Annotated in this window: 23 protein-coding genes; 2 read left to right on the forward strand and 21 right to left on the reverse strand. The window is 51.5% G+C overall.

Features of this window, described 5'->3' with window-relative positions; genetic code table 11:
* Window positions 1–11 precede the first annotated feature (11 nt).
* The 20 genes from serC to leuC all read right to left on the reverse strand — a co-directional run bounded on the left by serC (window position 12) and on the right by leuC (window position 22,701).
* The gene (gene serC, locus INP78_RS10035) at window positions 12–1,091 is read right to left on the reverse strand and encodes a 3-phosphoserine/phosphohydroxythreonine transaminase (protein WP_194742042.1); all 1,080 of its coding nucleotides are present in this window, start codon (window positions 1,089–1,091) and stop codon (window positions 12–14) included.
* Window positions 1,092–1,115: 24 nt separating this feature from the next.
* Window positions 1,116–3,686 (reverse strand): DNA gyrase subunit A, encoded by a 2,571-nt coding sequence (gyrA, locus tag INP78_RS10040; RefSeq protein ID WP_194742043.1) that lies wholly within the window; start codon window positions 3,684–3,686, stop codon window positions 1,116–1,118.
* Window positions 3,687–3,869: 183 nt separating this feature from the next.
* Window positions 3,870–5,057 (reverse strand): O-succinylhomoserine sulfhydrylase, encoded by a 1,188-nt coding sequence (locus tag INP78_RS10045; protein ID WP_194742044.1) that lies wholly within the window; start codon window positions 5,055–5,057, stop codon window positions 3,870–3,872.
* Between the two features lie 195 nt (window positions 5,058–5,252).
* The gene (gene purF, locus INP78_RS10050; protein WP_194742045.1) at window positions 5,253–6,788 is read right to left on the reverse strand and encodes an amidophosphoribosyltransferase; all 1,536 of its coding nucleotides are present in this window, start codon (window positions 6,786–6,788) and stop codon (window positions 5,253–5,255) included.
* A gap of 24 nt (window positions 6,789–6,812) precedes the next feature.
* Window positions 6,813–7,337, reverse strand: a complete 525-nt coding sequence (locus INP78_RS10055) for a CvpA family protein (RefSeq protein WP_194742046.1) — start codon at window positions 7,335–7,337, stop codon at window positions 6,813–6,815.
* 8 nt (window positions 7,338–7,345) lie between these two features.
* Complete coding sequence (locus tag INP78_RS10060) at window positions 7,346–8,083, reverse strand: SPOR domain-containing protein (protein WP_228522799.1); 738 nt, start codon at window positions 8,081–8,083, stop codon at window positions 7,346–7,348.
* A gap of 63 nt (window positions 8,084–8,146) precedes the next feature.
* Window positions 8,147–9,442, reverse strand: a complete 1,296-nt coding sequence (gene folC / locus INP78_RS10065; protein ID WP_194742048.1) for a bifunctional tetrahydrofolate synthase/dihydrofolate synthase — start codon at window positions 9,440–9,442, stop codon at window positions 8,147–8,149.
* Window positions 9,442–10,308, reverse strand: coding sequence for an acetyl-CoA carboxylase, carboxyltransferase subunit beta (gene accD, locus INP78_RS10070; RefSeq protein ID WP_194742049.1), 867 nt, complete (start codon window positions 10,306–10,308; stop codon window positions 9,442–9,444). The genes folC and accD overlap by 1 nt, the downstream gene beginning before the upstream one ends.
* A 51-nt stretch (window positions 10,309–10,359) precedes the next feature.
* Complete coding sequence (trpA, locus tag INP78_RS10075) at window positions 10,360–11,160, reverse strand: tryptophan synthase subunit alpha (protein WP_194742050.1); 801 nt, start codon at window positions 11,158–11,160, stop codon at window positions 10,360–10,362.
* Between the two features lie 101 nt (window positions 11,161–11,261).
* On the reverse strand, window positions 11,262–12,464 hold the full coding sequence (gene trpB / locus INP78_RS10080; protein ID WP_194742051.1) for a tryptophan synthase subunit beta: 1,203 nt from the start codon (window positions 12,462–12,464) through the stop codon (window positions 11,262–11,264).
* Between the two features lie 22 nt (window positions 12,465–12,486).
* Entirely contained in the window at window positions 12,487–13,227 is a 741-nt protein-coding gene (locus tag INP78_RS10085) for a phosphoribosylanthranilate isomerase (protein ID WP_368667982.1), read from the reverse strand.
* Window positions 13,154–13,927, reverse strand: a complete 774-nt coding sequence (gene truA / locus INP78_RS10090) for a tRNA pseudouridine(38-40) synthase TruA (RefSeq protein ID WP_194742053.1) — start codon at window positions 13,925–13,927, stop codon at window positions 13,154–13,156. Before truA ends, INP78_RS10085 begins: the two co-directional genes overlap by 74 nt.
* A 98-nt stretch (window positions 13,928–14,025) precedes the next feature.
* Entirely contained in the window at window positions 14,026–16,953 is a 2,928-nt protein-coding gene (locus INP78_RS10095) for a FimV/HubP family polar landmark protein (protein ID WP_194742054.1), read from the reverse strand.
* 208 nt (window positions 16,954–17,161) lie between these two features.
* Window positions 17,162–18,274 (reverse strand): aspartate-semialdehyde dehydrogenase, encoded by a 1,113-nt coding sequence (gene asd / locus INP78_RS10100; protein ID WP_194742055.1) that lies wholly within the window; start codon window positions 18,272–18,274, stop codon window positions 17,162–17,164.
* 43 nt (window positions 18,275–18,317) lie between these two features.
* Window positions 18,318–18,437, reverse strand: a complete 120-nt coding sequence (locus tag INP78_RS10105) for an entericidin A/B family lipoprotein (RefSeq protein ID WP_194742056.1) — start codon at window positions 18,435–18,437, stop codon at window positions 18,318–18,320.
* Window positions 18,438–18,453: 16 nt separating this feature from the next.
* Window positions 18,454–18,948, reverse strand: coding sequence for a YajQ family cyclic di-GMP-binding protein (locus INP78_RS10110; RefSeq protein ID WP_194742057.1), 495 nt, complete (start codon window positions 18,946–18,948; stop codon window positions 18,454–18,456).
* 121 nt (window positions 18,949–19,069) lie between these two features.
* On the reverse strand, window positions 19,070–19,381 hold the full coding sequence (locus INP78_RS10115) for a pyrimidine/purine nucleoside phosphorylase (protein ID WP_194742058.1): 312 nt from the start codon (window positions 19,379–19,381) through the stop codon (window positions 19,070–19,072).
* Between the two features lie 100 nt (window positions 19,382–19,481).
* On the reverse strand, window positions 19,482–20,552 hold the full coding sequence (gene leuB, locus INP78_RS10120) for a 3-isopropylmalate dehydrogenase (RefSeq protein WP_194742059.1): 1,071 nt from the start codon (window positions 20,550–20,552) through the stop codon (window positions 19,482–19,484).
* A gap of 91 nt (window positions 20,553–20,643) precedes the next feature.
* The gene (leuD, locus tag INP78_RS10125) at window positions 20,644–21,282 is read right to left on the reverse strand and encodes a 3-isopropylmalate dehydratase small subunit (protein WP_194742060.1); all 639 of its coding nucleotides are present in this window, start codon (window positions 21,280–21,282) and stop codon (window positions 20,644–20,646) included.
* A gap of 12 nt (window positions 21,283–21,294) precedes the next feature.
* Window positions 21,295–22,701 carry a 3-isopropylmalate dehydratase large subunit gene (gene leuC, locus INP78_RS10130; RefSeq protein WP_194742061.1) on the reverse strand — a complete coding sequence of 469 codons (1,407 nt, stop codon included), beginning with the start codon at window positions 22,699–22,701 and terminating at the stop codon, window positions 21,295–21,297.
* Between the two features lie 119 nt (window positions 22,702–22,820).
* On the opposite strand from leuC, the gene INP78_RS10135 reads away from it, so the two are divergent.
* Window positions 22,821–23,621, forward strand: a complete 801-nt coding sequence (locus INP78_RS10135; protein WP_194742062.1) for a helix-turn-helix transcriptional regulator — start codon at window positions 22,821–22,823, stop codon at window positions 23,619–23,621.
* 35 nt (window positions 23,622–23,656) lie between these two features.
* Complete coding sequence (gene pagP, locus INP78_RS10140) at window positions 23,657–24,214, forward strand: lipid IV(A) palmitoyltransferase PagP (protein ID WP_228522800.1); 558 nt, start codon at window positions 23,657–23,659, stop codon at window positions 24,212–24,214.
* A gap of 37 nt (window positions 24,215–24,251) precedes the next feature.
* Here pagP and cimA read toward each other — a convergent pair whose 3' ends face one another.
* Window positions 24,252–25,820, reverse strand: a complete 1,569-nt coding sequence (gene cimA / locus INP78_RS10145) for a citramalate synthase (RefSeq protein ID WP_194742063.1) — start codon at window positions 25,818–25,820, stop codon at window positions 24,252–24,254.

Consider the following 25,820-nt stretch of genomic DNA (forward strand, 5'->3'; position numbering starts at 1 on the left):
TTTAAAGTGTTTTATGAGTGACTTTTTTCGAATTCCTGCATGAATTCGACCAATGCCTGCACGCCTTCAATCGGCATGGCGTTGTAAATGCTGGCACGCATGCCACCGACGGAACGATGGCCTTTTAATTGCAGTAAGCCACGCGTATCAGCAGCCTTCAAAAAGGCGTCATTAAGGCTTTCGTCACGTAAACGGAACGGGATATTCATGCGTGAGCGGTAAGCGGGTTCAATGTCATTGCTATAAAACTCGGTTTGATCCAGGCAGTTATATAACAAATTGGCTTTGGCGATATTGATTTGCTCAATGGCTTCCACACCGCCTTGCGCCAGCAACCACTCGAATACCAGACCAGCAATATAAATGCTATAGGTGGGTGGCGTGTTAATCATGCTCTGGTTATCGGCCTGGGTTTTCCAATGGAATACCGCCGGGGTCAGTGGTGACGCCTGTTCAAGCAAGTCTTCACGCACAATCACCAGGCACAAGCCAGCCGGGCCGATATTTTTTTGTGCACCGCCATAAATCACACCATATTTTGAAACATCAATCGGGCGCGACAGGATATGTGACGACATATCCGCCACAATTGGCACACCATGCGTGTCGGGCACCTCCAGAAACTCAACGCCGTTGATGGTTTCGTTGGTGCAATAGTGCACGTAAGCCGCGTCTTTGTTCAGCTTCCAGTCGGTAAAAGCGGGTACGGTGGTAAAGCCACCTGCTTCCGCGCTGGCAACGATATTAATCTGACCGTAGGCTTTTGCGTCTTCTACGCTACGCTTGCTCCAGGAGCCAGTGACCACATAATCCGCAGACTTGCCATTCAGCAGGTTCATGGGGATGATGGCATTTTCGGCAATCGCCCCCCCCTGCAAGAACAACACTTTGTAATTGGCTGGAATAGCCAGCAGCTTGCGCAAATCAGCTTCGGTTTTTTCCAGGATGCTGGTGAATTCCTTGCCGCGATGCGACATTTCCATCACGCTCATGCCGGAGCCATGCCAGTCTAGCATTTCAGCTTGCGCGCGCTCCAACACAGGTTTAGGCAGCACTGCCGGACCGGCAGAAAAATTAAAGATTTTCTTCATGCGTGTATTTATTTTTCGCTATGCTTATTCTTCAGTCTCGTCACCATCATCGTCGGTCTCGACAATTTTCTCCAGACCGGACAACTTCTCACCTTCACCGAGGTTAATCAAGGTCACGCCTTGTGCTGCACGGCCCATATCGCGGATTTCCTTCACGCGGGTGCGGATCAATACACCACCGGTGGTAATCAGCATGATTTCGTCTTCTGCCGTCACCAGTCTAGCCGCCACGGCCAAGCCGTTACGCTCACTGATGGCAATCGCTTTCACGCCTTGGGTACCACGGCCAGAGTGACGGAACTCTGACAACACTGTGCGCTTACCGTAACCGTTCTCGGTAGCAACTAACACCGACTGCTGGTCATTTTCAGCAATCAGCAAGGACAGCACCTGCTGTTTAGCGGCCAGTTTCATGCCACGTACACCACGCGTTGCACGACCCATCGGACGTACATCATCCTCAGTAAACCACACCGCTTTACCGCCATTAGATACCAGCACAATGTCGTTCTGGCCATTGGTCACTTCAGCACCAATCAGGTAATCCCCTTCATCCAGGTTAATCGCGATAATGCCGGACTTACGTGGGTTAGCGAACTCAGTCAGTGCAGTTTTCTTCACGGTGCCCTTGGCGGTCGCCATAAACACGTAGTGATTCTCGTCAAACTCTTTCACTGGCAGGATGGCGTTGATTTTTTCGCCCTCTTCCAACGGGAACAGGTTCACAATCGGCTTACCACGGCTGACACGGCTGCCTTGTGGCACTTCGTATACCTTCAGCCAGTAAACACGGCCGCGGCTGCTAAAGCACAGGATGTAATCATGGGTATTCGCCACAAACATCTTGTCGATAAAGTCATCTTCTTTAGTCGCAGCGGCCTGTTTGCCACGGCCACCACGACGCTGTGCGCGGTATTCATCCAACGGCTGGGATTTGACATAGCCGGTGTGCGATAAAGTCACCACGACATCTTGCGGCGTAATCAGGTCTTCCAGTGACAAGTCCTGCGTATTTTGCTCAATCTCGGAACGACGTTTGTCACCAAACTGTTTCTGGATCTCGTTCAACTCTTCGACAATAATCGCCGTCACGCGCTCTGGCTTGGCCAGGATATCCAGCAAGTCAGCGATGATATCCATCACTTCTTTGTACTCATTGACGATCTTGTCTTGTTCCAGGCCAGTCAGGCGTTGCAAGCGCATTTGCAGAATTTCCTGCGCCTGCACATCAGACAGCTTGTAGCCTTTTGGCGTCATACCAAAGTCTACCGACAAGCCTTCTGGACGCGAGGCCTCCATGGCCGCACGTTTAAGCATTTCCTCGACCACTGGTGAGTTCCAGCTGCGTGCCATCAATTCTTTTTTCGCTTCTGGCGGCGTTGGCGCAGCTTTGATGATCGCAATCATCTCGTCCACGTTGGCCAGTGCCACAGCCAGACCTTCCAGCACATGACCGCGATCACGCGCTTTGCGCAGTTCGAACACGGTACGACGCGTCACCACTTCGCGGCGATGGCGCAAGAAGGCTTCCAGCATCTGTTTCAGGTTGAGCAAACGTGGCTGGCCATCCATCAGCGCCACCATGTTCATACCGAAGGTATCTTGCAACTGTGTTTGTTTGTAGAGGTTGTTTAAAATCACCTCTGGCACTTCGCCGCGCTTGAGCTCGATGACCACTCGCATGCCTGACTTGTCGGACTCGTCACGCAGGTCAGAAATACCTTCGATTTTTTTCTCGTTTACCAGCTCGGCAATTTTCTCAATCAGTGTTTTCTTGTTAACCTGGTATGGCAATTCATCAATAATGATGGACTGACGACCACCTTTTTCCAGGTCTTCAAAGTGGGTACGGCCACGCATGACAACACGGCCACGGCCCGTACGGTAGCCTTCTTTCACGCCCACCGTGCCATAAATAATGCCCGCTGTCGGAAAGTCTGGCGCCGGGATAAACTCAATCAGCTCATCCACACTGATTTCAGGATTTTTCAGCAGTGCAAAACAGGCGTTGAGCACTTCATTGAGGTTGTGTGGTGGAATGTTAGTCGCCATCCCCACCGCGATGCCTGAGCTGCCGTTAATCAGCAGGTTAGGAATACGCGTTGGCATAATCAGCGGCTCTTGCTCGCTGCCGTCGTAGTTAGGGCCAAAATCAACGGTTTCTTTTTCGATATCCGCCAGCAATTCATGCGCAATTTTGGACATACGGATTTCTGTATACCGCATCGCCGCCGCATTGTCGCCATCCACAGAACCGAAGTTACCCTGGCCGTCGACCAGCATGTAGCGCAGTGAGAAGTCCTGCGCCATACGCACAATCGTGTCATACACCGCGGTATCGCCGTGCGGATGGTACTTACCGATTACGTCACCGACAATACGGGCAGATTTTTTATAAGGCTTGTTGTAGTCATTGGACAGCTCGTGCATGGCGAACAGTACGCGTCTGTGCACAGGCTTTAAACCATCACGCACATCGGGAAGCGCACGCCCCACAATCACGCTCATGGCGTAATCGAGGTAGCTACGACGCATCTCGTCTTCTAAGCTGATAGGCAGGGTTTCTTTAGCAAATTGATCTGGAGACTGACTCATTCTTGACCCAATTTATAGTTAAAAGTTATCACGCGATTTTAGCATATCTAGCGTAATCTGGCTTGCCAAATCGCGGCTGCCAGGCCAATTAAGCACACAGCGCCAACATCTTGGCCGCCAGAAAAAACAATGGGGAGCAAAATTGCTCCCCATGCAGTGCTGATTGCCGTCAACGATGTGGCATTAAGTGCGCGTCAACAACTGCAAATCTGCTTTCAAGTCATCCACATGCTCCAGGCCAACGGCAATCCTGACCAGGTTATCTTTAATGCCCGCCTCGGCCCGGGCTTCAGCGCTCACGCGACTATGCGTGGTCGTTGCCGGATGCGTGATGGTCGATTTGGCATCACCCAGGTTGGCCGTGATCGAGATCAGGCGCGTAGCATCAATTAACGCCCACGCGGCTTCTTGTGCTGTTTGGTCTGCTTTTGGCTTCACCTCAAAGGTCACAATGCCGCCACCCAAGCGCTGCTGTTTTTGTGCCAGCGCATATTGCGGATGTGATGGTAAACCAGGGTAATACACACGTTCAACGCCAGGCTGCTGCTCCAGCCACTGCGCCAATGCCAGCGCACGTGCAGCATGGGCTTCCATACGCACCTGTAGGGTTTCTAAGCCTTTGACAAACACCCAGGCATTAAATGCACTCATGGTGACGCCTGCAGTACGCAAAAAGGCATAGACCGGCTCAATTAAAACTTTGTTACCCAGCACAGCGCCGCCCAGCACCCTGCCCTGGCCATCGATATACTTGGTCGCAGAGTGAATCACAATGTCCGCCCCCAGTTTGAGCGGCTGTTGCAAGGCCGGTGTACAAAAGCAGTTATCCACCGCCAGGTAAGCGCCTGCGGCATGCGCCACTTCTGAAAGCCTGGCAATATCGCCCACTTCAGTCAGTGGGTTAGAAGGGGTTTCTGCAAAAAACAATTTTGTATTTGGTTTGGCAGCGGCTTTCCATGCCTCCACATCGGTGAGTGACACCAGGGTCACTTCCAGTCCCCAGCGCTTGAGAATATTGGTAAACAGCTGCACCGTGGTGCCAAAAATGCTGCGTGAGGCTACGATATGGTCGCCTGCGCTGCAAATGCCCATAATGCAAGCCAATATCGCAGACATGCCACTGGCCGTCGCCACGCACTGCTCGGCGCCTTCTAAGGCAGCCAGCTTATCCTGAAACATGGTGACCGTTGGGTTAGTAAAACGCGAGTAAATATTACCTGGCTCTGTGCCACCAAAACGGGCCGCCGCTTGAGCCGCACTATTAAAACGGAAACTGGAATTTAAAAACAAGGCTTCAGAGTTTTCACCAAACTCGGTGGTGAGTGTGCCAGCGCGCACCGCCAGCGTTTCCAAATGGTATTGGTCGTTCATGTTTCCTCAATCTTCTGTCCGGGAGACGGACGGCAATAAAAAACCCGTTTCAGCATTGCGCTAAAACGGGTCTTTGGGGCTCTCGCTTTAGCGGTATTTATAATGCGCTCGCAAGCTGAGTTTGGCTTCGTTTAAAGTTCGCCACTCAAATCAGCGCAATTTCATTAAACGCCTTTTGCTGGCGCCTGTCAACTTCTAATCGGCCCCTACCAGGTCTGTAGATAGCAGGTTTAAATCCAACTGCGTGGTCGAGTTTGGTGGCAATTGCTTTTTATTCATATCACTGCGCGCAGACTCGATGCGGTTCAAATAAGCCGCATCAATATCGCCGGTGACATATTTGCCATCAAAGCAGCTGCAGTCAAACTCAGTCATGTGCGGATTAGACTTGGTGATGCTTTCACGCAAAGCATCCAGGTCCTGGTAAATCAGCGCATCGGCACCAATTTCAGCACAAATTTCTTCATCGGTACGATTGGTCGCCAGCAACTCATGGCGGCTAGGCATATCAATACCGTACACATTCGGGTAACGCACCGGTGGCGCCGCAGAAGCGAAGTAAACCTTGTTCGCACCTGCATCACGCGCCATTTGCACGATTTGTTGCGAAGTCGTGCCACGCACAATCGAGTCATCGACCAGCAGCACATTCTTGCCCTTGAACTCAATGCCAATCGGGTTCAGCTTCTGGCGCACGGATTTTTTGCGCAATGCCTGACCAGGCATAATAAAAGTACGGCCGATATAACGGTTTTTGATAAAGCCTTCACGGTAATCCAGGCCCAAAGCAATACCTAACTGCAATGCACTTGGGCGGCTGGTATCCGGGATAGGAATCACCACATCAATCTGCTTATCAGCCCATTCACGCTTGATTTTTTCAGCCAGCAATGTGCCCATATCCAGACGGGTCTGATACACAGACACGCCATCAATCACAGAGTCAGGACGTGCCAGGTAAACGTATTCAAAAATACAGGAAGTCAGTTTTGGATTAGTCGCACATTGACGGCTGAACAGGTTGCCGTCCATGTCAATAAACACCGCTTCACCAGGCTCCACATCACGCAACATGGTAAAGCCCAACACATCCAGCGCCACGCTTTCAGAAGCGACAATATATTCGGTGCCCTTGTCAGTCTCCTGCTTGCCGATCACCAAAGGACGAATACCATGTGGATCACGGAAGGCCAGCAAACCAAAGTTGGCGATCATCGCCACCACGGCATAAGCACCTTTACAACGTCTGTGCACACCAGCCACGGCATCAAACACCATGTCACTGTTAAGCAAGGCGTTTTTAGACGTGCTTTCGATTTCATGCGCCAGCACGTTCAACAACACTTCGGAGTCAGAGTTGGTATTGATGTGACGTAAATCTTGCCTGAACATTTCAGACTTGAGTTGCTCGGAGTTGGTCAGGTTGCCGTTATGGCCCAACACAATACCAAATGGTGAGTTTACATAGAATGGCTGCGCTTCAGCCGCACTTGAGGAGCCTGCGGTCGGATAACGTACATGGGCAATCCCCACGTTGCCGATCAGGTTGCGCATATGGCGGGTGTGAAATACATCTTTCACCAGGCCATTGTTTTTATGCATGTGGAAAGTGTTGCCATCACAAGTGACGATACCAGCGGCATCCTGACCACGGTGCTGTAATACCAGCAATCCGTCATACAACAACTGATTCACCGGGTTCTTGCCTACAATACCGATAATTCCACACATAGCGACATCCTATCAAACACTTGATTACAAATTAAAGGCAGACTCATCTACCCGCTGATGATCCAAATGCACGTGCCTTGCAATACTAGATGGCATCCACGGCAATAATTTCAAGACCAACGCTTCTACTGGCGCACTGAATGTTGCGTTCGTCCAGCGCGGATCCTTGGGTAAATCAGTCATGGCAGCCAGCATCACTAGGATACACACGACCAACACCCCTTTCACAATCCCGGCCAAACCGCCCAACACCCGGTTAAGCCCACCCAAGCCCACAGCCTTGATTAAAGTGGTCAGCAACAAGGCCAGCAAGGTGCTCACGAACAGTACCAGTAAAAAAACCACTAAAAAAGCCGCCAGGGCTTTCACTGCATCGCCAGGAATCTGCTCAGGCATATAACTGATGACTTCGCCATTAAAGCGGTTAGCCAGGTAAAAAGCCAGCACCCAGCCCAGCACAGAAAACAACTCACGGATGGCGCCACGCATCAGCCCGACCAAAATGGAAAAGCCGATAATGCCCAGTACCAGATAATCAAAAACCGTCATGGCCGACATCAGGACTTGCTGGCGACAATACCGCTAAACCCGGCTGCTTCCAGTTTTTTCAATGCGGCAGCGGCATCATTACGTGTGGCATAAGTACGTGTGCGCAAGCGTAATTTCTGGCCAGCGGCATCCACTTTTTCAGTGGCAGATTCAAACCCAGCCTGCTTCAGCTTGCTTTGCAGGTTTTCAAGGTTTTTAGGATCAGAAAACACACCAAACTGCACAAAGAACTTACCCGTTTTTTTATCGGATGCTACAGCCTCTTCTTTAGCCTCAGCCTTGGCTGCCGCAACTTTGGGTTCAACTTTGGGTTCAACTTTGGGTTCAACTTTGGGTTCAACTTTGGGTTCAACTTTGGGTTCAACTGGTTTCACGGGAGCTGGCACGACAACAGGCTTGGCAGGTTCTGCCTTGGCCAATTTTTGCGGTGCGACAGGGGCTGCGGGGGCGGTAGCCAGGGCCTCTTCAATGTTAGCCTCAGGCACTTCCTGGGCGTTGGTTTCTGGGGTATTGGCAGCCGGAGCGGCCTCGTTGTCCAACACTACTTCATCGTCAGGCAATTCAAGAATAGGCTCGCGATTGGCCTGGCGGTTGACGACTGTAATTTCTACGTTATCGTGGCTGGATTCGACTACCCGATCCTTGAGCACAAAGGGCAATATGATTAACATCAACACCACCAGCGTGATCGCACCGACCAACCGTCTGCGGGCCGTTTTCTTGAGCAACAGTTCGTTGTCTGTCAAAGCATCTCTCGCCATAATGTTTTGAAGTTCTCACTCAGTTCTATGTATACGCCAGGAGCGCAGTTACGCAGCCCATTGATCAGGCGTTAATTCCAGTATCGCAGCTACAGTGAAGAATGAGCCGAACACAATAATTTTATCATTTTTTGCTGCTTTTTTATAAGCTGTCCGCAATGCGGTTGGCAAATCTGCATGCAGGTGAATATCTGTCTGCGGCACTTTCTGGCTTAAACAGGTATGCAAATAATCAAGCGCTGCTGCCCGCGGATGCTGGATAGGGGCAATATGCCAGGTATCAATCACGGGGTGCAGGATATCAACCACACTGGCAATATCTTTATCAGACAGCATGGAGAAGACGGCAATCACCTGGCTACCATCGGCACTCAGGCGTTGCAAATTATCGCGTAGTGCACGTGCGGCATGTGGGTTATGCGCGACATCCAGAATCACATCAGGCGCTTGCTGTATATATTGAAAGCGACCAGTGACTTCTGTCCCGGTTAATGCCTGCAATAGCTGATCTTCAGTGACTGGCAATATTGCCTGTAAGGCACGTACGGCAAAGATAACGCTGGCGGCATTATTCCACTGGTAATGGCCGAACAGGCGCAAGGTGCCAATATCCAACTGCCCCAGACTATCCCGGTAGTGCGCGTGTTGCGCATCGGAAACATCCATCTGGTAGTCCACGCCAAAACGGTTTAACTTAACGCCCAGCGATGCGGCATAGGCCAGCAAGGAGGCTGGCGGAGCAACATCGCCGCAAATGGCAATCTGCGGCTGGCGATAAATACCGGCTTTTTCGTGGCCAATTAACTCACGGGTATCGCCAAGAAACTCCATATGGTCGAGGTCGACATTGGTCACGATGGCACAATCGGCATCGACAATATTTACCGCATCCAGGCGGCCACCCAAGCCAACCTCAAGAATGACGACGTCCAGCGGTTGCTGCTCAAATGCCCACAATGCTGCCAACGTGCCCATTTCAAAATAGGTCAGCGTGATATCACCGCGCGCCTGCTCCACAGCAGCAAAGGCGTCACAGAGCATAGCATCGGCAATCACATTGGCATTGAAGCGCACACGCTCCTGGTAGTGCACCAGATGCGGCGAAGTGTAACAGCCAACCTGATAACCGGCAGTGCTGTAGATACGCTCCAGCATGGCACAGGTAGACCCTTTGCCATTGGTGCCGCCGACGGTGATAACGGTAAACGGAAATTGTAGCTGCAGACGAGCAGCCACTGTTTGCACCCTACCCAAGCCCATCTCGATGGATTTGGGGTGCAGGGATTCAATGTAGCCGAGCCAATCCTCAACAGTTTGGGGAAGCTCGGGTATCACAGGCGGCATCAGGCAGCTTTGGTAATATGCAGGAAATTGGACAACAACTGGCTCAGCTTGGCGCGCATTTCACGACGGTCAATAATCATATCAATGGCACCGTGCGTCAGCAAAAACTCTGCGCGCTGGAAGCCCTCAGGCAAGGTCTCGCGTACGGTCTGCTCAATCACGCGCGGACCGGCAAAACCGATCAAGGCATTCGGCTCAGCCACAATCACATCACCCAGCATGGCAAAGCTGGCAGATACCCCACCCATGGTCGGATCCGTCAACACAGAAACATATGGCAAGCCCGCTTCAGACAGCTTGGTCAAGGCAGCACTGGTTTTAGCCATTTGCATCAAGGACAGCAAGCCTTCTTGCATACGTGCACCACCGCTGGCAGAGATACAGATAAAAGCAGCTTTGTGCTGGATGGCATCTTGTACACCGCGCACAAAACGCTCGCCAACCACTGAGCCCATGGAACCGCCCATAAACTTGAATTCAAACACGGCCGCCACGACCGGCACACCTTCAATCGCACCGCGCATCACAATCAGCGCATCTTTTTCCTTAACGTCACGCTGGGCAGATTTCATGCGCTCGGCGTAAGTTTTGCTGTCTTTAAATTTCAACGCATCCACTGGCGTGACATCGGCGCCAATTTCAACGCGGCCTTCTGCATCCAGCAACACATTCAGGCGGTCACGCGCGCCCAAACGGTGATGATGGCCGCATTGCGGACAAACCTCCAGGTTGGCATCCAGGTCAGTACGGTATAGTACCGTCTGGCAGGCATCGCATTTGTGCCACAGGCCTTCTGGCACATTGCGCTTTTGTACTGAGCCAACAGCACGTTTAATTTTTTGTGGAATCTTGTCTAACCAGCTCATAGTTTCTCCTGCTTTTATATTGCGATATTCTGAAGACATGAATAAACAGTCCTATACAGAGTCAATCGCAGTACGTAATTCTTTGGTTAATGCCTGCACATTGGTAATCAGGTGAGTGGCGTCAGAGTTTTCAATTGCCAATACCATGCGGCTACCGACCACAACAGCATCTGCAATCGCCGCCACTTCACGCGCTGTAGCAGCATCCTTCACGCCAAAGCCAACACCAATCGGCAAGCTGGTTTGTTGACGTATCTCTGCCACGCGTTTTTTGACCTCGACAATATCCAGGTTGGCCGCGCCTGTCACGCCTTTGAGCGACACATAATACAGAAAGCCTGTTGCCTGCTTCACGATCAACTCGGTACGTGAAGGCTCGGTGGTTGGTGACAACAGAAAAATACTGTCGATATCGGCGCTGGCCAGCTCCTGGTTAAAGCGTTCGCACTCCTCAGGTGGATAATCCACAGTCAGCACGCCATCGACCCCTGCCTCTTTCGCCAAAGCAACAAATTGGCTGCTACCCATGGCTTCAATCGGGTTGGCATAGCCCATGAGTACGATAGGCGTTGTTTGATTGCTAGCGCGAAACTCTTTAACCATGCCAAGTACTTTGCGCAGACCCATTTTGTGTACCAGCGCACGCTCACTGGCGCGCTGAATGACCGGACCATCCGCCATCGGGTCAGAAAACGGCACACCCAGTTCAATCATGTCGGCACCGGCCTCAACCAAGGCATGCAACAAAGGCACGGTGTGGTCAGGATGCGGATCACCGGCTGTAATGTAGGGAATCAGTGCCTTTTTACCTTGCGCCTTGAGTGTGGCGAATACAGATTGAATGCGGGACATAAGAATGCTTTTTTAATTAATTCAAATAATGACAGTGGATTTGCAAGGCATGACTGTGCGTATAAATATAAAGTAGACAAGCGCAGTCATGCTAGCCAAGGTCACAGGGTAATATTCGCCAACCGTGCCACGGTGTTAATATCTTTATCACCACGGCCAGAGAGATTCACCAGCACGACCTGGTCCGGAGACATGGTTTTAGCCAGTTTTTCTGCATGCGCCAGGGCGTGACTGGACTCCATTGCCGGAATAATGCCTTCAGTACGGCACAGGTTATGGAAAGCAGTCATGGCCTCCTCATCTGTGATTGCCACATATTCCGCGCGCTTGATGTCTTTTAACCAGGCATGCTCAGGGCCCACGCCTGGGTAATCCAGGCCTGCAGAGATAGAGTGGGTTTCAATGATATTGCCATCTTCATCTTGCATCAGGTAAGTACGGTTGCCGTGCAGTACGCCAATCGGGCTATTTGCCGTTAAGGGGGCCGCATGCTGGCCAGTGCTCAAACCGTGACCGCCCGCTTCAACGCCAATCAGGCGCACACCTTCAACGTCGATGTATGGGTAGAAAATGCCCATGGCATTGGAGCCGCCACCGACACAGGCGACAACCGCATCTGGCTGGCGACCGATCATTTCCTGCATCTGCTCTTTTGCTTCGATACCGATAACTGCCTGGAAATCACGCACCATCATTGGGTAAGGATGTGGGCCGGCCACGGTGCCGATAATGTAGAAAGTATTGGAGATATTGGTCACCCAGTCACGCATGGCTTCATTCAATGCGTCTTTGAGGGTTTTTGAACCGCTCTCAACAGGCACCACGGTTGCACCCAGTAACTTCATGCGGAACACGTTTGGCGCCTGGCGTTTTACATCCTCAGCGCCCATGTAGACCACACACTCTAGACCCAGGCGCGCCGCGATGGTGGCGGTCGCCACGCCATGCTGCCCGGCACCGGTTTCCGCAATCACGCGTGGCTTACCCATGCGCTTGGCCAGCAATGCCTGGCCGATGGTGTTGTTGATTTTGTGCGCGCCAGTGTGGTTTAAATCTTCGCGCTTGAGATAAATTTGTGCGCCACCGACTTTGTCAGACAGGCGTTTAGCATGATAAATCGGGCTGGGACGGCCAACGAAGTGCTTCAGGTCATAAGCAAATTCAGCCAGGAACTCAGGATCGTGACGGTATTTCTCATACATCACTCTCAGCTCTTCCAGTGCTTCCACCAGGGTTTCTGCGACAAAAACGCCACCAAAAGGGCCAAAATGACCGCGCTCATCTGGCATGTCATACATTTGCATGCGTTACTCCGTATCTCGTTTGTTACTCTAACCGCCCACGACGTGCAGCATCACACTGCACCACCTGCTGCATGAATGCAGCTATCTTTTGCGGGGACTTAATCCCCTTTTGTGCTTCTACCCCGCCACTCACATCCAGTGCATAAGGGCGTACCTGATGCGTGGCTTGCGCGACATTTTCCGGATTCAAACCACCGGCCAATATCACCGGCTTTTGCAAATCGGCGGGGATCAGCGACCAGTCAAATGCCTCGCCGGTCCCACCCACTGCTTTTTCAGAGTAAGTATCCAGTAGCAAGGCTGAAGCTGACGCAAAATCAAGCTCGCATTGTACCAAATTTACCCCTGGTTTGACGCGGATTGCTTTGTAATATGGCAGATTAAATTGCGCGCAATAGTCTGCTGACTCATCGCCATGAAACTGCAGGCAATCCAGGTCTGTGCTTGTGATCACTTGCTGCACTTCTTCAGCCGACGCATTCACAAACAGGCCGACCTTGCTCACAAAGGGCGGCAGTGCCGCCATAATTGCTTGCGCCTGTGTCGCCGTTACCGCACGCGGGCTAGGGGCATAAAACACAAAACCCAACGCATCCGCACCTGCGGCAATCGCTGTCAGCGCATCTTCCAGGCGGGTGATCCCGCAAATTTTTACCCTGGTTCTGGTCATCATGATTGATTCGTTCTCTTTAGTCCCAATGTGCCTCACACACCGGCAATTGCCAGCTGGCGTCATACTCCACACCGGTAAAATACAATCCATCTGGCATAAAGGTGGGCGGTGCAAGGCGCCGGTCTTGATGTTGCAATAAATCGGCAAATGCGGCCGGACTCAATTTACCCTGCCCAACATACACCAAGGCGCCCACCATATTGCGAATCTGGTGCTGCAAAAAGGCATTCGCCTTAAAGCTGAAAATAATATATCGCCCTTGCTGCCTCAGGTCGGCCCTATGCATGGTCCGTATCGGCGTACTGGCCTGACACTCACTGGCCCGAAAAGCACTGAAATCATGTTCGCCGATTAAGCATGGCATGGCCTGCTGCATCAGGCTAATATCCAACGGCCGGTGATACCAACCAACGCGCCCGTGCTGGCTGGCTGGGGCCACCGCGTGGTTATGCAACACATATTGATAGCTGCGCGCGCGTGCACTGAATCTGGCGTGAAAGTCTGCCGCCACCTCAGTGGCCCACAAGACGCGTACCCAGGCAGGCAAGTGCGCATTGGTGCCACGCACCCAGGCACTCAATGGTCTGACAGCAGACGTTTCAAAATGTGCCACCTGCATCAGCGCATGCACGCCTGAATCGGTACGCCCGGCAGCATGCAAGCGGACTTTTTCACCGCCCACCTGTTCAACGGCTCGTTCAATGGCATCTTGTACGCCTGCGGCATTTGGCTGACTTTGCCACCCTTGAAAATAGGCGCCGTGATATTCAATGCCAATCGCAATTTTCATGGCGCCTAGTATAAGGGCTGTCGTTGATTACACCAAATCAGGGCACACAGCCCGTGAATGGCCACTAAAATGAACAAGGCCGGGAACCCGGCCTTGATTTACGCTAGTTTCGCCAGTAGTTCACTGGCACGTTGCCGCTGACGCTCGCCACCTTCTGCGATCACCTCATCGATCAACTCCTTAGCGCCTACCACATCTTCCATATCGATATACGCTTGGATCAGGTCGAGCTTGGTATTCACTTCTTCCGGCTCATCTGTGATCGCCTCGGTACTGACTGAGGCACTATCGGCCATATCCAGGGAGATTTCAGGGAAAGCAACATTATCGCCCGCCGCGTCTACCACTGGTGCTTCATTCAATGCCGTGTCAGCAGCGCCCAGGCTGATTTCTTCGATTTCCAGCGCATCATCTGCCGCTTGTTCAGCAATCGCATCATTCGGACCACCCAATTCCAGTGACAACTCAGGCAATGACTCAAACACAGCATCCTCGCTGGATAAGGTTTGCTCACCGGTCGTTGTTGACAAAGGTTTATTGCTGGCAACATCCAGCCCTTGCGCGCCCTCATCCAAATTTAGCGATGGCAAATCCAATGCTTTAGGGGTCAATGCAAGATCAGCATCTTCATTTAAAGCATCACCGCCCAGATCGTCCACGGAGTCGGGCTCTACCACAGAGGCTGGCTCCACCTCAAAACGCAAGCTATCCGCATTGGTCACTGGCTCTGCAGAAAATGCAAGGCTAGTGTCATCCACCTCTGGCAGCGTTGACTCAGCGACTGGGGTATCTATCTGCAATGTATCAGAATCGCTGATCACAGGCGACACATCCGCACTGGATTCAATTGTAATTTCCTCTGTGGCGGTACGCGCCGAGCTTTCAGTAGACGCTACAGGCTCGCTACTCGCCGCTGCCATCGCTTCAGACGCACCGTCAAACTCCAATGCCGGCGCTTCAAAGTTAAAGTGATAGGCATCCTCTTCATTCTGCGTTTCTGTCACTGGCAATACGCTTGACTCGGCTGCAGCCGTAACCTCATTGGCAGCAACTGGCGTGCCTTGGTAAAGCGCATTATCCGGATCCAGCTTTTGCCCCATGGCACTGACTTTTGACCAGGTCGCATCTGCCGGACCAGCTTTGGCATACACCTCACCAGCCAGCGACTCAAACGCAACCTTATTACCGGTGGTCTGATAAATTTCCAGCAACTTCACTTTGAGTTCCTGGCGCTCAGGATCTTTTTGAATCGCATCTTTGAGGATTTCCTCAGCCTGGGCATCACGGCCATACGCCATATACACCTCGGCCTCAGCAATCGGATCCACATCATGCGAATCGATCATGCCACCGACGCCACTCTGCGAGAAGTCGGTCAAAAAGGAGGTGTCGCCAGAAGCCGCAGCCTGCGTATCACCGAACACAGTGTTATTCTGCATTTCGGTCGCCGGCGAGGTCACGATCGCATCTTCAAACGTATCAATCTGTTTTTTGCGACGGATACGAATCAATGCCCAGACACACAGCAGCACCGGCAAAGCAATCAGCGCCAGTGGCAACACCGGGCTGATATTTTTCAGGCGCTCAAACAACACATGCATAAAGGAAGGCTGCTGCACAGGCTCATCAGCGGCAGGCGTTTCTACTGGCGCCACCGGCTTGGCAGGCTCTGCCGCAGGCTTCTCTGCAGCCACTGGTGCAGGCGGCACCTTGGCAGCTTCAACAGGAGCAGCCTCAACAGGTTTTTCTACTGCAGGCGCAGGCTCAACTTTAGATTCTACTTTCGCTTCGGCTTTAGGCTCGGCAGCTGCTTGTGCCGCATTCTTCTCTGCCAGCGCCATCGCATTGTTCTTCATTTCCATCAGTTTTTTCATGTCCGCGACTTGTTTTTCAAGCGCGGCTGCACGAGACTGTTCTTCTTTGATGGCGTTTGCCTTGGCAGTCGCATCTTCTTGCGCTGCGGTTGCGGATGTTTTGGCTGCTGACTTATCAGCTAGCGTTGTTGACTTCTCATCACCAGCCGACAGTTTCAATACATCTTTCCCTGGCTTGGCTTGCGGCGCGGGTTTCGCCCCTGCGGCACCAATTTTGCCCGCGGATTGCTGTGTATTGCCGCCACTTTGGCTGGCTGCACTTTCCTGGACGACTTTAGCCAGTGAATTTTTATAGGCTTGCCAGTTGGTCGCATGTTCTGCGATCAGGCTTTTCGCCTGTGGGCGGCTAATGCTATCCAGGGTTGCCTGGTCTGGCATACGCATAATCTTGCCGACCTTGAGGCGGTTCATGTTTTTACCATCAAACGCCTGCTGGTTTGTTTGGTAGAGCGCAGCGAGCATTTGTTCAACACTTACATTGTCAGGTTTCATTTGTCTGGCAATGGCATAAAGGGTATCGCCACGCTCGGTGGTCAACGCATTTTCTGCGTTTGTTTCTTCGGCAAGCTCAGGTTTCGTTTCAGTTTTAGTCGCAGGTTTTGCAGCGGCTGGTCTGAATGACGCAGGCTTCTTGGCCTCTGGCACAACAGCCTGGCTAGGTTCGGGCACCACTGCTGCTGGAGGTGTACTAGGCGCAGGTGCTGCCTGACCATTGACGGGCAAACCAGCAGACTCGGATACATAATTAGAGTTAAACCCAGGCGGATCCAGCAACAGGGTATATTCTTTGACCAGTCGGCCAGTCGGCCAATCGACCTGGATCAGCATATCCAGGAAGGCTTCGGTAATCGGCTGGGAGCTGGTCAGCTTGAGGATGGGCTGACCTTTGATGTTATTGCCAACTTCAATTTTAATAAATGGGTAAGACGCAGGCTTTTCCAGCATTTGGTCCTGATAGACCTGCTCGCTCGCCAATGCTGCCTGGATGCTATTGAGTTCACTTGGCGTGACCGCCAGCAACTCAATTTCCGCATTGAGCGGTTCCCCCAGTTTTGAGCTTGAAACCATGCCCCCCAAACCAGCGGCATGCGCCGAAAGGGCAGTACTCAAACTCAAGGCAAAGGCTATTTTTTTTAATTGAAATTTACTCACCGATTAACCCTTATTCATTCATGGCGTTTGTCAAAATAGCATCATTCAGACAGCCACGCAAGCGCGCCCAGGCGGCTTGTGAGCAATAAATACACCGTTTTGAAGCTATAGTAACCATTAAACAGGATTATATAAAAAGCAAAAGCCCGAAAAGACCATGATTTCATTAATAAATCATGGCTTTACGGGCCGCTATTTAATCCATTACTTAAGCTTCGACTAAAATTCTCAACATACGGCGCAAAGGTTCTGCCGCGCCCCACAACAACTGATCACCAACAGTGAAGGCCGACAGGTATTCACCCCCCATGGCCAACTTGCGCAAACGACCAACCGGGGTCGTCAATGTGCCAGTAATCGCCGCCGGTGTGAGCTCACTCATACTGATTTCACGTTCGTTAGGCACCACTTTGGCCCACTCGTTGGCTTCAGCCAACATTTGGTTGATTTCGTCCAAAGGCACATCCTTGCGCAGCTTGATGGTTAGCGCCTGTGAATGACAGCGCATGGCGCCGATACGCACACACAGACCATCAATCACGATCGGATTCGCTTCACGACCTAAAATCTTGTTGGTCTCAACGCCGCCCTTCCACTCTTCCTTGCTTTGGCCATTGCCCAGGTCTTTATCAATCCATGGGATCAGGCTGCCAGCCAGTGGCACGCCAAAATTGGACTGCGGTAAATCATCGCTACGGATGGTATCCGCAACTGTTTTATCAATCTGCAAAATCGCAGAAGCCGGATCCGCCAACAAACCAGCGACAGAAGCATTGATCACACCCATCTGGCTAATCAACTCACGCATATTCTGCGCGCCTGCGCCTGAAGCGGCCTGGTAAGTCATGGACGTTGCCCACTCAACCAAGTCAGCTTTAAACAGGCCATTGAGCGCCATCAGCATCAATGACACGGTACAGTTGCCGCCTATCCAGTTCTTGCCACCATTGGCCAAGGCATCCTTAATCACGTGCATATTCACCGGATCCAAAATGATCACGGAGTCTTGTTCCATGCGCAAGGTAGAGGCCGCATCAATCCAGTGGCCGTTCCAGCCGGTTGTGCGCAATTGCGGAAACACTTCACTGGTGTAATCACCGCCCTGACAGGTGACAATGACATCCATCTGACGCAATGCATCAATATTTTTGGCATCTTTCAGTGCAGGAGAATCCTTGCCTACTTGAGGCGCAGCGCCACCTGTTTGCGAGGTGGTGAAAAACTGCGGCTCGATATCCGCAAAATCATTTTCCTGCATCATGCGCTGCATCAGCACGGACCCAACCATGCCACGCCAGCCTACAAACCCTACTTTTAACATAGTGACTCGATATTTCAGCCGGTATCCCCGGCATTAAAATTGATTATTTGGAAGATTTTTGAACAGCTTCACCCGCTTGTTCAATGTCTTTACCCATACCATTAATGGTGTTGCAACCTGCCAACACTAACACCGTCAATACTAATGTCACCCACTTCGCCATCTTATTCTCCCAATGACTAATCTCTGAAATTACCGAATTTTAAAGGAAAATCGGTAATACTTTTTTTCACAAACGCTATCGCCTCTTGCAGCACATCGCGCTTGGCGCCATTCACACGCACGGTGTCGCCCTGAATCGTCGCCTGCACCTTCATACCGCTATCTTTAATCAGCTTGGTGATCTTCTTGGCCAGGTCGCTATCAATGCCATCCTGCACGCGCAAATCCTGCTTCACCTTATTACCAGAGACCTTCTGCACATCCTTGTGTTCCAGACGTTTGGAAGACTCAGGTTCTTTTTTTTCCATGGATGGCAACAGAATATCTTTCACCTGATCCAGCTGGAAATCGTTATCACCAAACAAGGTGATGACTTTGTCTTTTTCGTTGAAATCTATTTTGGCCGACGTGCCTTTGAAGTCATAACGATTGGTGATCTGCTTGCTGGCAGCATCAATCGAGTTCTTCAAGTTCACCATATCGACTTCAGACGTAATATCAAAGCTTGGCATATATACTCTCTCCTACACCAACTAGAAATTGCGCAGCTTGAGCAAGGCATACGCCCGCAGGCAGTACATTAAGTACGACAAGGGCGTATAACACCGCTCAAGCAAGCAAGTTCGGTTGGTCTTATTCGAAGTGGCAGACGTAGTCTACTGTTTCTACAACCTCAATATCAAAACTGGAATTACCAGGCACCGTAAACTTTTCACCGCCTTTGTAAGTGGTCCAGTGTTCTTCGCCTTTTTGACGTACCTTGCACAGGCCGTCATTGATTTCCATCAACTCTGGTGAGCCGGTGTTAAACGTCAATGTGCTAGGAAAAATCACGCCCACGGTACAGCGTGTGCCGTTCGGAAACAACACGGTATGACTCACACACTTGCCATCAAAGTAGACGTTGGCTTTCTTTTTTACGCTGACATTATCAAATTGTGCCATTTTAAATTCCTAATTAATTCCAGTTACTACAATCATAGTGACGACTATATCTTAAAACCAGGCGGACGGCATGCACAGTCATCCGCCCGCACAGCCAGTGCTACATAGCAGCGACGATCTGGTCACCCATTTCAGAGCAAGAAACTTTCTTCGTGCCCTCTTCATAGATGTCACCCGTACGGTAGCCAGCAGCCAATACTTTTTTGACTGCGTTTTCAATGCGGGTGGCGGCTGCTTCGTTGTCAAAGCTGTAACGCAACATCATGGCAGCAGACAAAATGGTCGCAATCGGGTTCGCCAGGTTTTTACCAGCGATATCAGGTGCAGAGCCGTGTGATGGCTCGTACAGGCCTTTTTTGCTTTCATTCAATGAGGCAGATGCCAGCATGCCAATAGAGCCGGTCAACATGGAAGCTTCGTCAGACAAGATGTCGCCGAAGATGTTACCGGTCACCATCACGTCAAATTGTTTTGGATTACGGATCAGCTGCATGGCGGCATTGTCGACATACATATGGCTAAGTTCGACTTCCGGGTACTCTTTGGCCACATCAATGACAATTTCTTTCCAGAACTCGGTGGTTTCCAGCACGTTGGCCTTGTCCACAGAACACAATTTCTTGCCACGTTTCATGGCGATCTCAAACGCCACATGCGCAATACGGCGCACTTCAGGCTCGCTGTAAATCATGGTGTTAAAGCCTTCGCGTACACCCTGCTCGTTGGTACGCATGCCACGAGGCTGGCCAAAGTACACGTCGCCGGTCAACTCGCGTACGATCATGATATCCAAGCCTGCCACCACTTCTGGTTTTAAGGTTGAAGCGTTTGCCAGTTCAGGGAACAGCACCGCTGGACGCAAGTTAGCGAACAAGCCTAAATCTTTACGAATCGCCAGCAAGCCGCGCTCAGGGCGCAATGGGCGATCCAGGGTGTCGTACTGCGGGCCGCCAACGGCACCTAATAATACGGCGTCCGCTTTGCGACAGATGTCCTGCGTGAACTCAGGGTATGGATGACCGTATTGATCATACGCCTGGCCACCGAGTGGCGCTTCCGTAAAGGTCATGTCCAGACCTTCTTTTTTCAATACTTCGAGCACGCGCAACGCTTGCGCAATAATTTCCGGGCCGATGCCATCACCAGGCAACACAGCGATATTTAACGCCATTGTAGAATTCCTTTATTTTAAAACCCACGCCCATGCATGGGAGATTAGTTCAATTAAGCAAATAACCTAGGTTTAAACAAACAACCAGGGGTTAAGCAAACAACCAAGGTTGTGCCGCTTGATGTTTTTGCTCAAAGGCTTTGATCGCGTCGGCATGCTGCAAGGTTAAGCCGATTTCGTCCAGGCCGTTCAGCAGGTTGTGCTTACGGGTGGGTGTGATTTCAAAGCTGAATGACTGGCCAGACGGCGTGGTCACGGTTTGTGCTTCCAAATCAACGTTCAGCGTGTAGCCTTCATTCGCCAGGCACTCTTTAAACAGGCTATCGACTTGTTCAGCAGAGGCCACAATCGGCAAAATGCCATTTTTGTAGCAGTTATTAAAGAAAATATCTGCAAAGCTAGGCGCAATGATCACGCGGAAGCCTTGGTCCTCAATCGCCCATGGCGCATGTTCACGTGAGGAACCACAGCCGAAGTTATCACGGGCCAGCAATACTTGCGCACCTTGGTAACGCGGCTGGTTGAGCACGAAGTCCTTATTCAATGGACGTGTGCTGCAATCCATGCCTGGCTCACCATAGTTGGTGTAACGCCACTCATCAAACAGGTAAGGGCCAAAACCGGAACGCTTGATCGACTTTAAAAACTGCTTGGGAATAATCGCGTCGGTATCGACATTAGCGCGGTCAAGCGGACAAACCAGGCCATTCAAGGTAGTAAATGCTTTCATAGTGTTCTCCTCTTATGCGCTACGCACGTCCACAAAGTGACCGGCAATCGCAGCAGCAGCAGCCATCTCCGGGCTGACCAGGTGGGTACGACCGCCTGGGCCCTGACGGCCTTCAAAGTTACGGTTGGAGGTTGAAGCACAGCGCTCACCTGGACTCAGGCGGTCTGAGTTCATGGCCAGGCACATAGAGCAGCCTGGTTCACGCCATTCAAAACCAGCTTCAATAAAAATCTTGTCCAAACCTTCAGCCTCAGCCTGGCGCTTGACCTGGCCAGAGCCCGGCACCACCATTGCCAGCTTGATATTGCTAGCGACTTTTTTGCCTTTAGCGACACCAGCTGCAGCGCGCAAGTCTTCAATACGTGAGTTAGTGCATGAGCCAATAAAGATTTTATCCAGTTGGATCTGGTCAATCGGCGTATTGGCAGTCAGGCCCATATATTTCAAGGCGTTTTCGATGCTGGTACGCTTGGTCGCATCGGCTTCTTGTGCCGGATCAGGCACAGTAGAACCAATCGGCAGCACTTGCTCAGGTGAAGTGCCCCAAGTCACTTGCGGGGCGATCTCAGCACCATTCAATACCACCACTGTGTCAAATGTAGCATCCGCTTCTGACTTCAGTGTGCTCCAGTAAGCCACGGCTTTGGTCCAGTTGTCACCTTTAGGCGCATGCAGGCGGCCCTCAAGATAAGCCGCTGTTTTTTCATCCGGCGCCACCAGGCCTGCGCGTGCACCGGCTTCAATCGCCATGTTGCACAACGTCATACGGCCTTCCATGGACAGGCCACGGATCACTTCACCACCAAACTCAATCGCATAGCCGGTGCCGCCAGCGGTACCGATTTTGCCGATAATCGCCAGCGCGACGTCTTTCGCTGTCACGCCTTTCCCTAACTGGCCATCCACACGCACCAGCATGCTTTTGGACTTTTTAGCCACCAGCGTTTGTGTTGCCAATACATGTTCAACTTCAGAGGTACCAATACCATGCGCCAAGGCGCCAAACGCACCATGCGTAGAAGTGTGGCTATCACCACAGACCACGGTCATGCCAGGCAGCGTGGTGCCATTTTCAGGCCCGATGACATGGATAATGCCCTGGTCTTTATTTTTAAACGGGAAATACACCAACGCACCAAACTCTTTGATGTTGTTGTCCAGCGTTTCCACTTGCAGGCGAGAGATCGGGTCTTCAATGCCCTTATCCCAATCCTTGGTCGGTGTATTATGGTCTGGGTTAGCCACAATACTGGAGTTACGCCATGGCTTGCGGCCAGCCAGTCGCAGCCCCTCAAAAGCCTGCGGGCTGGTGACTTCGTGTACCAGATGGCGGTCAATGTAAATCAAGCAGGTGCCATCCGCTTCTTCATGCACCACGTGCGATTCCCACAATTTGTCGTACAGCGTTTTACCAGCCATGACAGTTCCTTTCTTACCACGCAAATATTTATAAAACTTGCGCAGAATACCTAAGTTTCAATACCCTTACAAGAAGATAGTTTATACTAGTATTAACACTAATAGGATAAACAAATCAAATGGATACGAGACGACAGGAACTCGCTGAATTTCTACAAGCTATGCGTCAGCGCGGCACCCCGGAAGAATTCGGATTCCCATCCGGTTCGCGCCGCCGCACACAAGGATTAAGGCGTGAAGAAGTCGCACAACTGGCGAGCATCAGCGCGACCTGGTATACCTGGATTGAGCAGGCGCGCGAAGTCAATGTCTCAGCCGAAGCACTGGACAGGCTGGCCACAGCCTTAAAGTTGAGCAAGTCTGAACGCAACTATTTATTTGATATGGCAGACAGACGCGACCCGCAAGCCCATCAGAGCGAAGTCGACACCGCGCCGGAAACACTGGTCGCCATGCTGGATCAGATGCAGATTCCCGCCTATGTGATGGGTCGCACCTGGGATATCCTGGCCTGGAACCAGCCAGCGGGTAAGCTGTTCACCGGCCTGCTGGATGTGCCGTGGCCGACATCCCAGCGCCCTAACCTGTTGCGTTTTGTGTTTGCCAACCCGCAAGCCCGACAGTTTGTGGTCAATTGGGAGATGCGCGCACGACGCCTGGTCGCGGAGTTCCGTGCAGATTGCCGCTCACGATTAGAGGAACCTGAGGTCAAGCAACTGGTCAGTGAATTAAGTACCGCCAGCGTGGAGTTTACACAGTTCTGGAAACAACATGACGTATTGGAACGGCAAGGCGGGCAACGGGAGTTCCAACACCCCGTCGAAGGACTCATTCATTTTCAACAGGTGACATTAAAACCGGTCGAGCAAGAACAATTGAAGTTGGTGCTGTTACAGCCAGCAAGCACTGCCATTTCGTGAGAAAATGTTAAGTTAACGTTCAAGCACTTAGAAATATGATGAAAATAACCATACTCTTATTGATCAGCACACTCAGCCTTTGTGCAAATGCTGAAGATTCGGGCGCAGACAGCCAAAGCGGCTGGTATGCTCAGCTCAAAAATCATCTGACTGAGGTGTGGCAAAAGTCTGATCAAACTGATTTATATGTGCCGCTGGTGACCTACCATAACAGAAGCATGTACTCCAGAGAGAAAATCGACTCTTTTAACGAGCGGCCGTGGGGCTTGGGTATCGGCAAGTCAATGCGCGATGCTGACAGTAACTGGGACGGCTATTATGTGATGGCGTTTAAAGATTCGCACGATGACTGGGAACCAATTGTCGGCTACGGACACGTTAAAAACCTGGTTGGTCAGGCCAGTGGCTTGAATGCCGGGGTGGGATTAACAGCAGGGTTCACCGCCAGAAGTGATTACAACTACAAGCCGCTCCCTGTTTTGCTACCGATTGCAGCCATGGGCTACGATAAAGTGATTGTGAATGCGACTTATGTGCCGGGCACCAAAGGCAATGGCAATGTGCTGTTTATGTGGTCAACCGTGGCGTTCTAGCAAACGGTTTCTAACGCCAGCGCAAACTAACACGTGATCAGGCACGAATCAGCTTATATTCCAGTGCATCTTTCAAAGCCAGCCATGACGCCTCAATAATATCGGATGACACACCTATGGTTGTCCAGTTGCTTTGCTGATCGGTCGATTCAATCAGCACCCGCACCTTGGCCGCCGTCGCCTGGTTAGAATCGAGCACACGCACCTTGTAATCCACCAGCTTGATCTCTTTGATTACCGGGTAAAATTGTTCCAGCGCTTGCCGCATGGCCTTATCCAGCGCATTCACCGGCCCGTCACCTTGGGCAGTCGCACTGGACTCCTGGTCATTCACACAAATCTGAATGGTCGCGGTCGAGTTCTGACCGTTGGCCGAAGGCTCGTCGATATTGACGTTGTAATGCTTGAGGCTGAAAAACGGCTGGAACTTGCCCAGCAGCTTTTGCATGAGCAAATCAAACGAGCTTTCAGCATTTTCAAACTGGTAGCCTTCATGCTCCAGCGCTTTCAACTGTTCCAATATATTGACGGCAGCGTCAGACTCTTTGGTCAGGCTAGGATCAATTTGCTGCAACTTGCGCAAAATCGCGCCGCGCCCCGCTACCTCAGACACCAGAATCTGGCGCTCATTACCCACCATGCCTGGGTTGATATGCTCGTAGGACTTGGGATTTTTATTCACCGCATCAATATGCATGCCGCCTTTGTGGGCAAACGCATCGTGCCCCACGTAAGGCGCCTTGTCATTAAAAGCCACATTCGCCACTTCACTGACAAACCGTGCTGCTGCAGTTAACGCAGTCAGCTGTGCATCCGAAATACATTCTAGCCCAAGCTTTAACTGCACATTGGGGATGATAGAAACCAGGTTGGCATTGCCACAGCGCTCACCGATGCCATTGATTGTGCCCTGCACCTGCGTTGCGCCCGCTTGCACGGCTGCGACGGAGTTTGCCACCGCCATTTCACAATCGTTGTGGCAATGTATCCCAATTTGCACGGATGGGAACTGTTTGACCACCGTCTCGGTGATGGCAAACACTTCGTTCGGGAACGTGCCGCCATTGGTATCACACAATGCCAGCACATCCGCACCGGCATCCACCGCCGCTTGCAAGGTTTGCATGGCGTAATCAGCGTTAGCTTTATAGCCATCGTAAAAATGCTCGGCGTCAAACACCACTTCTTTGCCTTGTGCTTTTAAATAGGCAATGGTGTCGCTTATCATGGCCAGGTTTTCTGGCAAGGTGGTACGCAGAATATCCGTGACCTGATAATCCCAGCTTTTGCCGAAAATGGCCACCGCCTGTGTATTGGCAGACAGCAGTGACTGCAAGTTTTTGTCTTCAGCCGCCGTGATACCAATGCGACGCGTGCTGCCAAACGCAATGATTTTGGCATGTTGTAACTGCAACTCGCCGACGCGGGCAAAGAACTCCAGGTCTTTGGGATTAGAGCCCGGATTGCCTGCCTCAATATAGCCAATGCCCAACTGGTCCAGACGCTGGACCACTTTGAGTTTGTCTTCCACCGAGAAAGAGACCCCTTGCGCCTGCGCGCCATCACGCAGGGTGGAGTCATAGGCGATGACGCGTCGACTGGCCAT

It is taken from the genome of Methylophilus sp. 14 (assembly GCF_015354345.1).
In the GTDB taxonomy this organism is placed as follows: domain Bacteria; phylum Pseudomonadota; class Gammaproteobacteria; order Burkholderiales; family Methylophilaceae; genus Methylophilus.

Coding starts and splice junctions, on each gene's coding strand:
- accD (WP_194742049.1), bottom strand. CDS start 10,308: ATGAGCTGGTTAGACAAGATTCCACAAAAAATTAAACGTGCTGTTGGC.
- serC (WP_194742042.1), bottom strand. CDS start 1,091: ATGAAGAAAATCTTTAATTTTTCTGCCGGTCCGGCAGTGCTGCCTAAA.
- trpA (WP_194742050.1), bottom strand. CDS start 11,160: ATGTCCCGCATTCAATCTGTATTCGCCACACTCAAGGCGCAAGGTAAA.
- INP78_RS10110 (WP_194742057.1), bottom strand. CDS start 18,948: ATGCCAAGCTTTGATATTACGTCTGAAGTCGATATGGTGAACTTGAAG.
- leuD (WP_194742060.1), bottom strand. CDS start 21,282: ATGAAAGCATTTACTACCTTGAATGGCCTGGTTTGTCCGCTTGACCGC.
- INP78_RS10115 (WP_194742058.1), bottom strand. CDS start 19,381: ATGGCACAATTTGATAATGTCAGCGTAAAAAAGAAAGCCAACGTCTAC.
- asd (WP_194742055.1), bottom strand. CDS start 18,274: ATGTTAAAAGTAGGGTTTGTAGGCTGGCGTGGCATGGTTGGGTCCGTG.
- cimA (WP_194742063.1), bottom strand. CDS start 25,820: ATGGCCAGTCGACGCGTCATCGCCTATGACTCCACCCTGCGTGATGGC.
- leuC (WP_194742061.1), bottom strand. CDS start 22,701: ATGGCTGGTAAAACGCTGTACGACAAATTGTGGGAATCGCACGTGGTG.
- INP78_RS10105 (WP_194742056.1), bottom strand. CDS start 18,437: ATGGCGAAGTGGGTGACATTAGTATTGACGGTGTTAGTGTTGGCAGGT.
- INP78_RS10135 (WP_194742062.1), top strand. CDS start 22,821: ATGGATACGAGACGACAGGAACTCGCTGAATTTCTACAAGCTATGCGT.
- folC (WP_194742048.1), bottom strand. CDS start 9,442: ATGCCGCCTGTGATACCCGAGCTTCCCCAAACTGTTGAGGATTGGCTC.
- leuB (WP_194742059.1), bottom strand. CDS start 20,552: ATGGCGTTAAATATCGCTGTGTTGCCTGGTGATGGCATCGGCCCGGAA.
- pagP (WP_228522800.1), top strand. CDS start 23,657: ATGATGAAAATAACCATACTCTTATTGATCAGCACACTCAGCCTTTGT.
- truA (WP_194742053.1), bottom strand. CDS start 13,927: ATGAAAATTGCGATTGGCATTGAATATCACGGCGCCTATTTTCAAGGG.
- purF (WP_194742045.1), bottom strand. CDS start 6,788: ATGTGTGGAATTATCGGTATTGTAGGCAAGAACCCGGTGAATCAGTTG.
- gyrA (WP_194742043.1), bottom strand. CDS start 3,686: ATGAGTCAGTCTCCAGATCAATTTGCTAAAGAAACCCTGCCTATCAGC.
- INP78_RS10045 (WP_194742044.1), bottom strand. CDS start 5,057: ATGAACGACCAATACCATTTGGAAACGCTGGCGGTGCGCGCTGGCACA.
- INP78_RS10085 (WP_368667982.1), bottom strand. CDS start 13,227: ATGGATTGTATTTTACCGGTGTGGAGTATGACGCCAGCTGGCAATTGC.
- trpB (WP_194742051.1), bottom strand. CDS start 12,464: ATGCAAATGTATGACATGCCAGATGAGCGCGGTCATTTTGGCCCTTTT.
- INP78_RS10055 (WP_194742046.1), bottom strand. CDS start 7,337: ATGACGGTTTTTGATTATCTGGTACTGGGCATTATCGGCTTTTCCATT.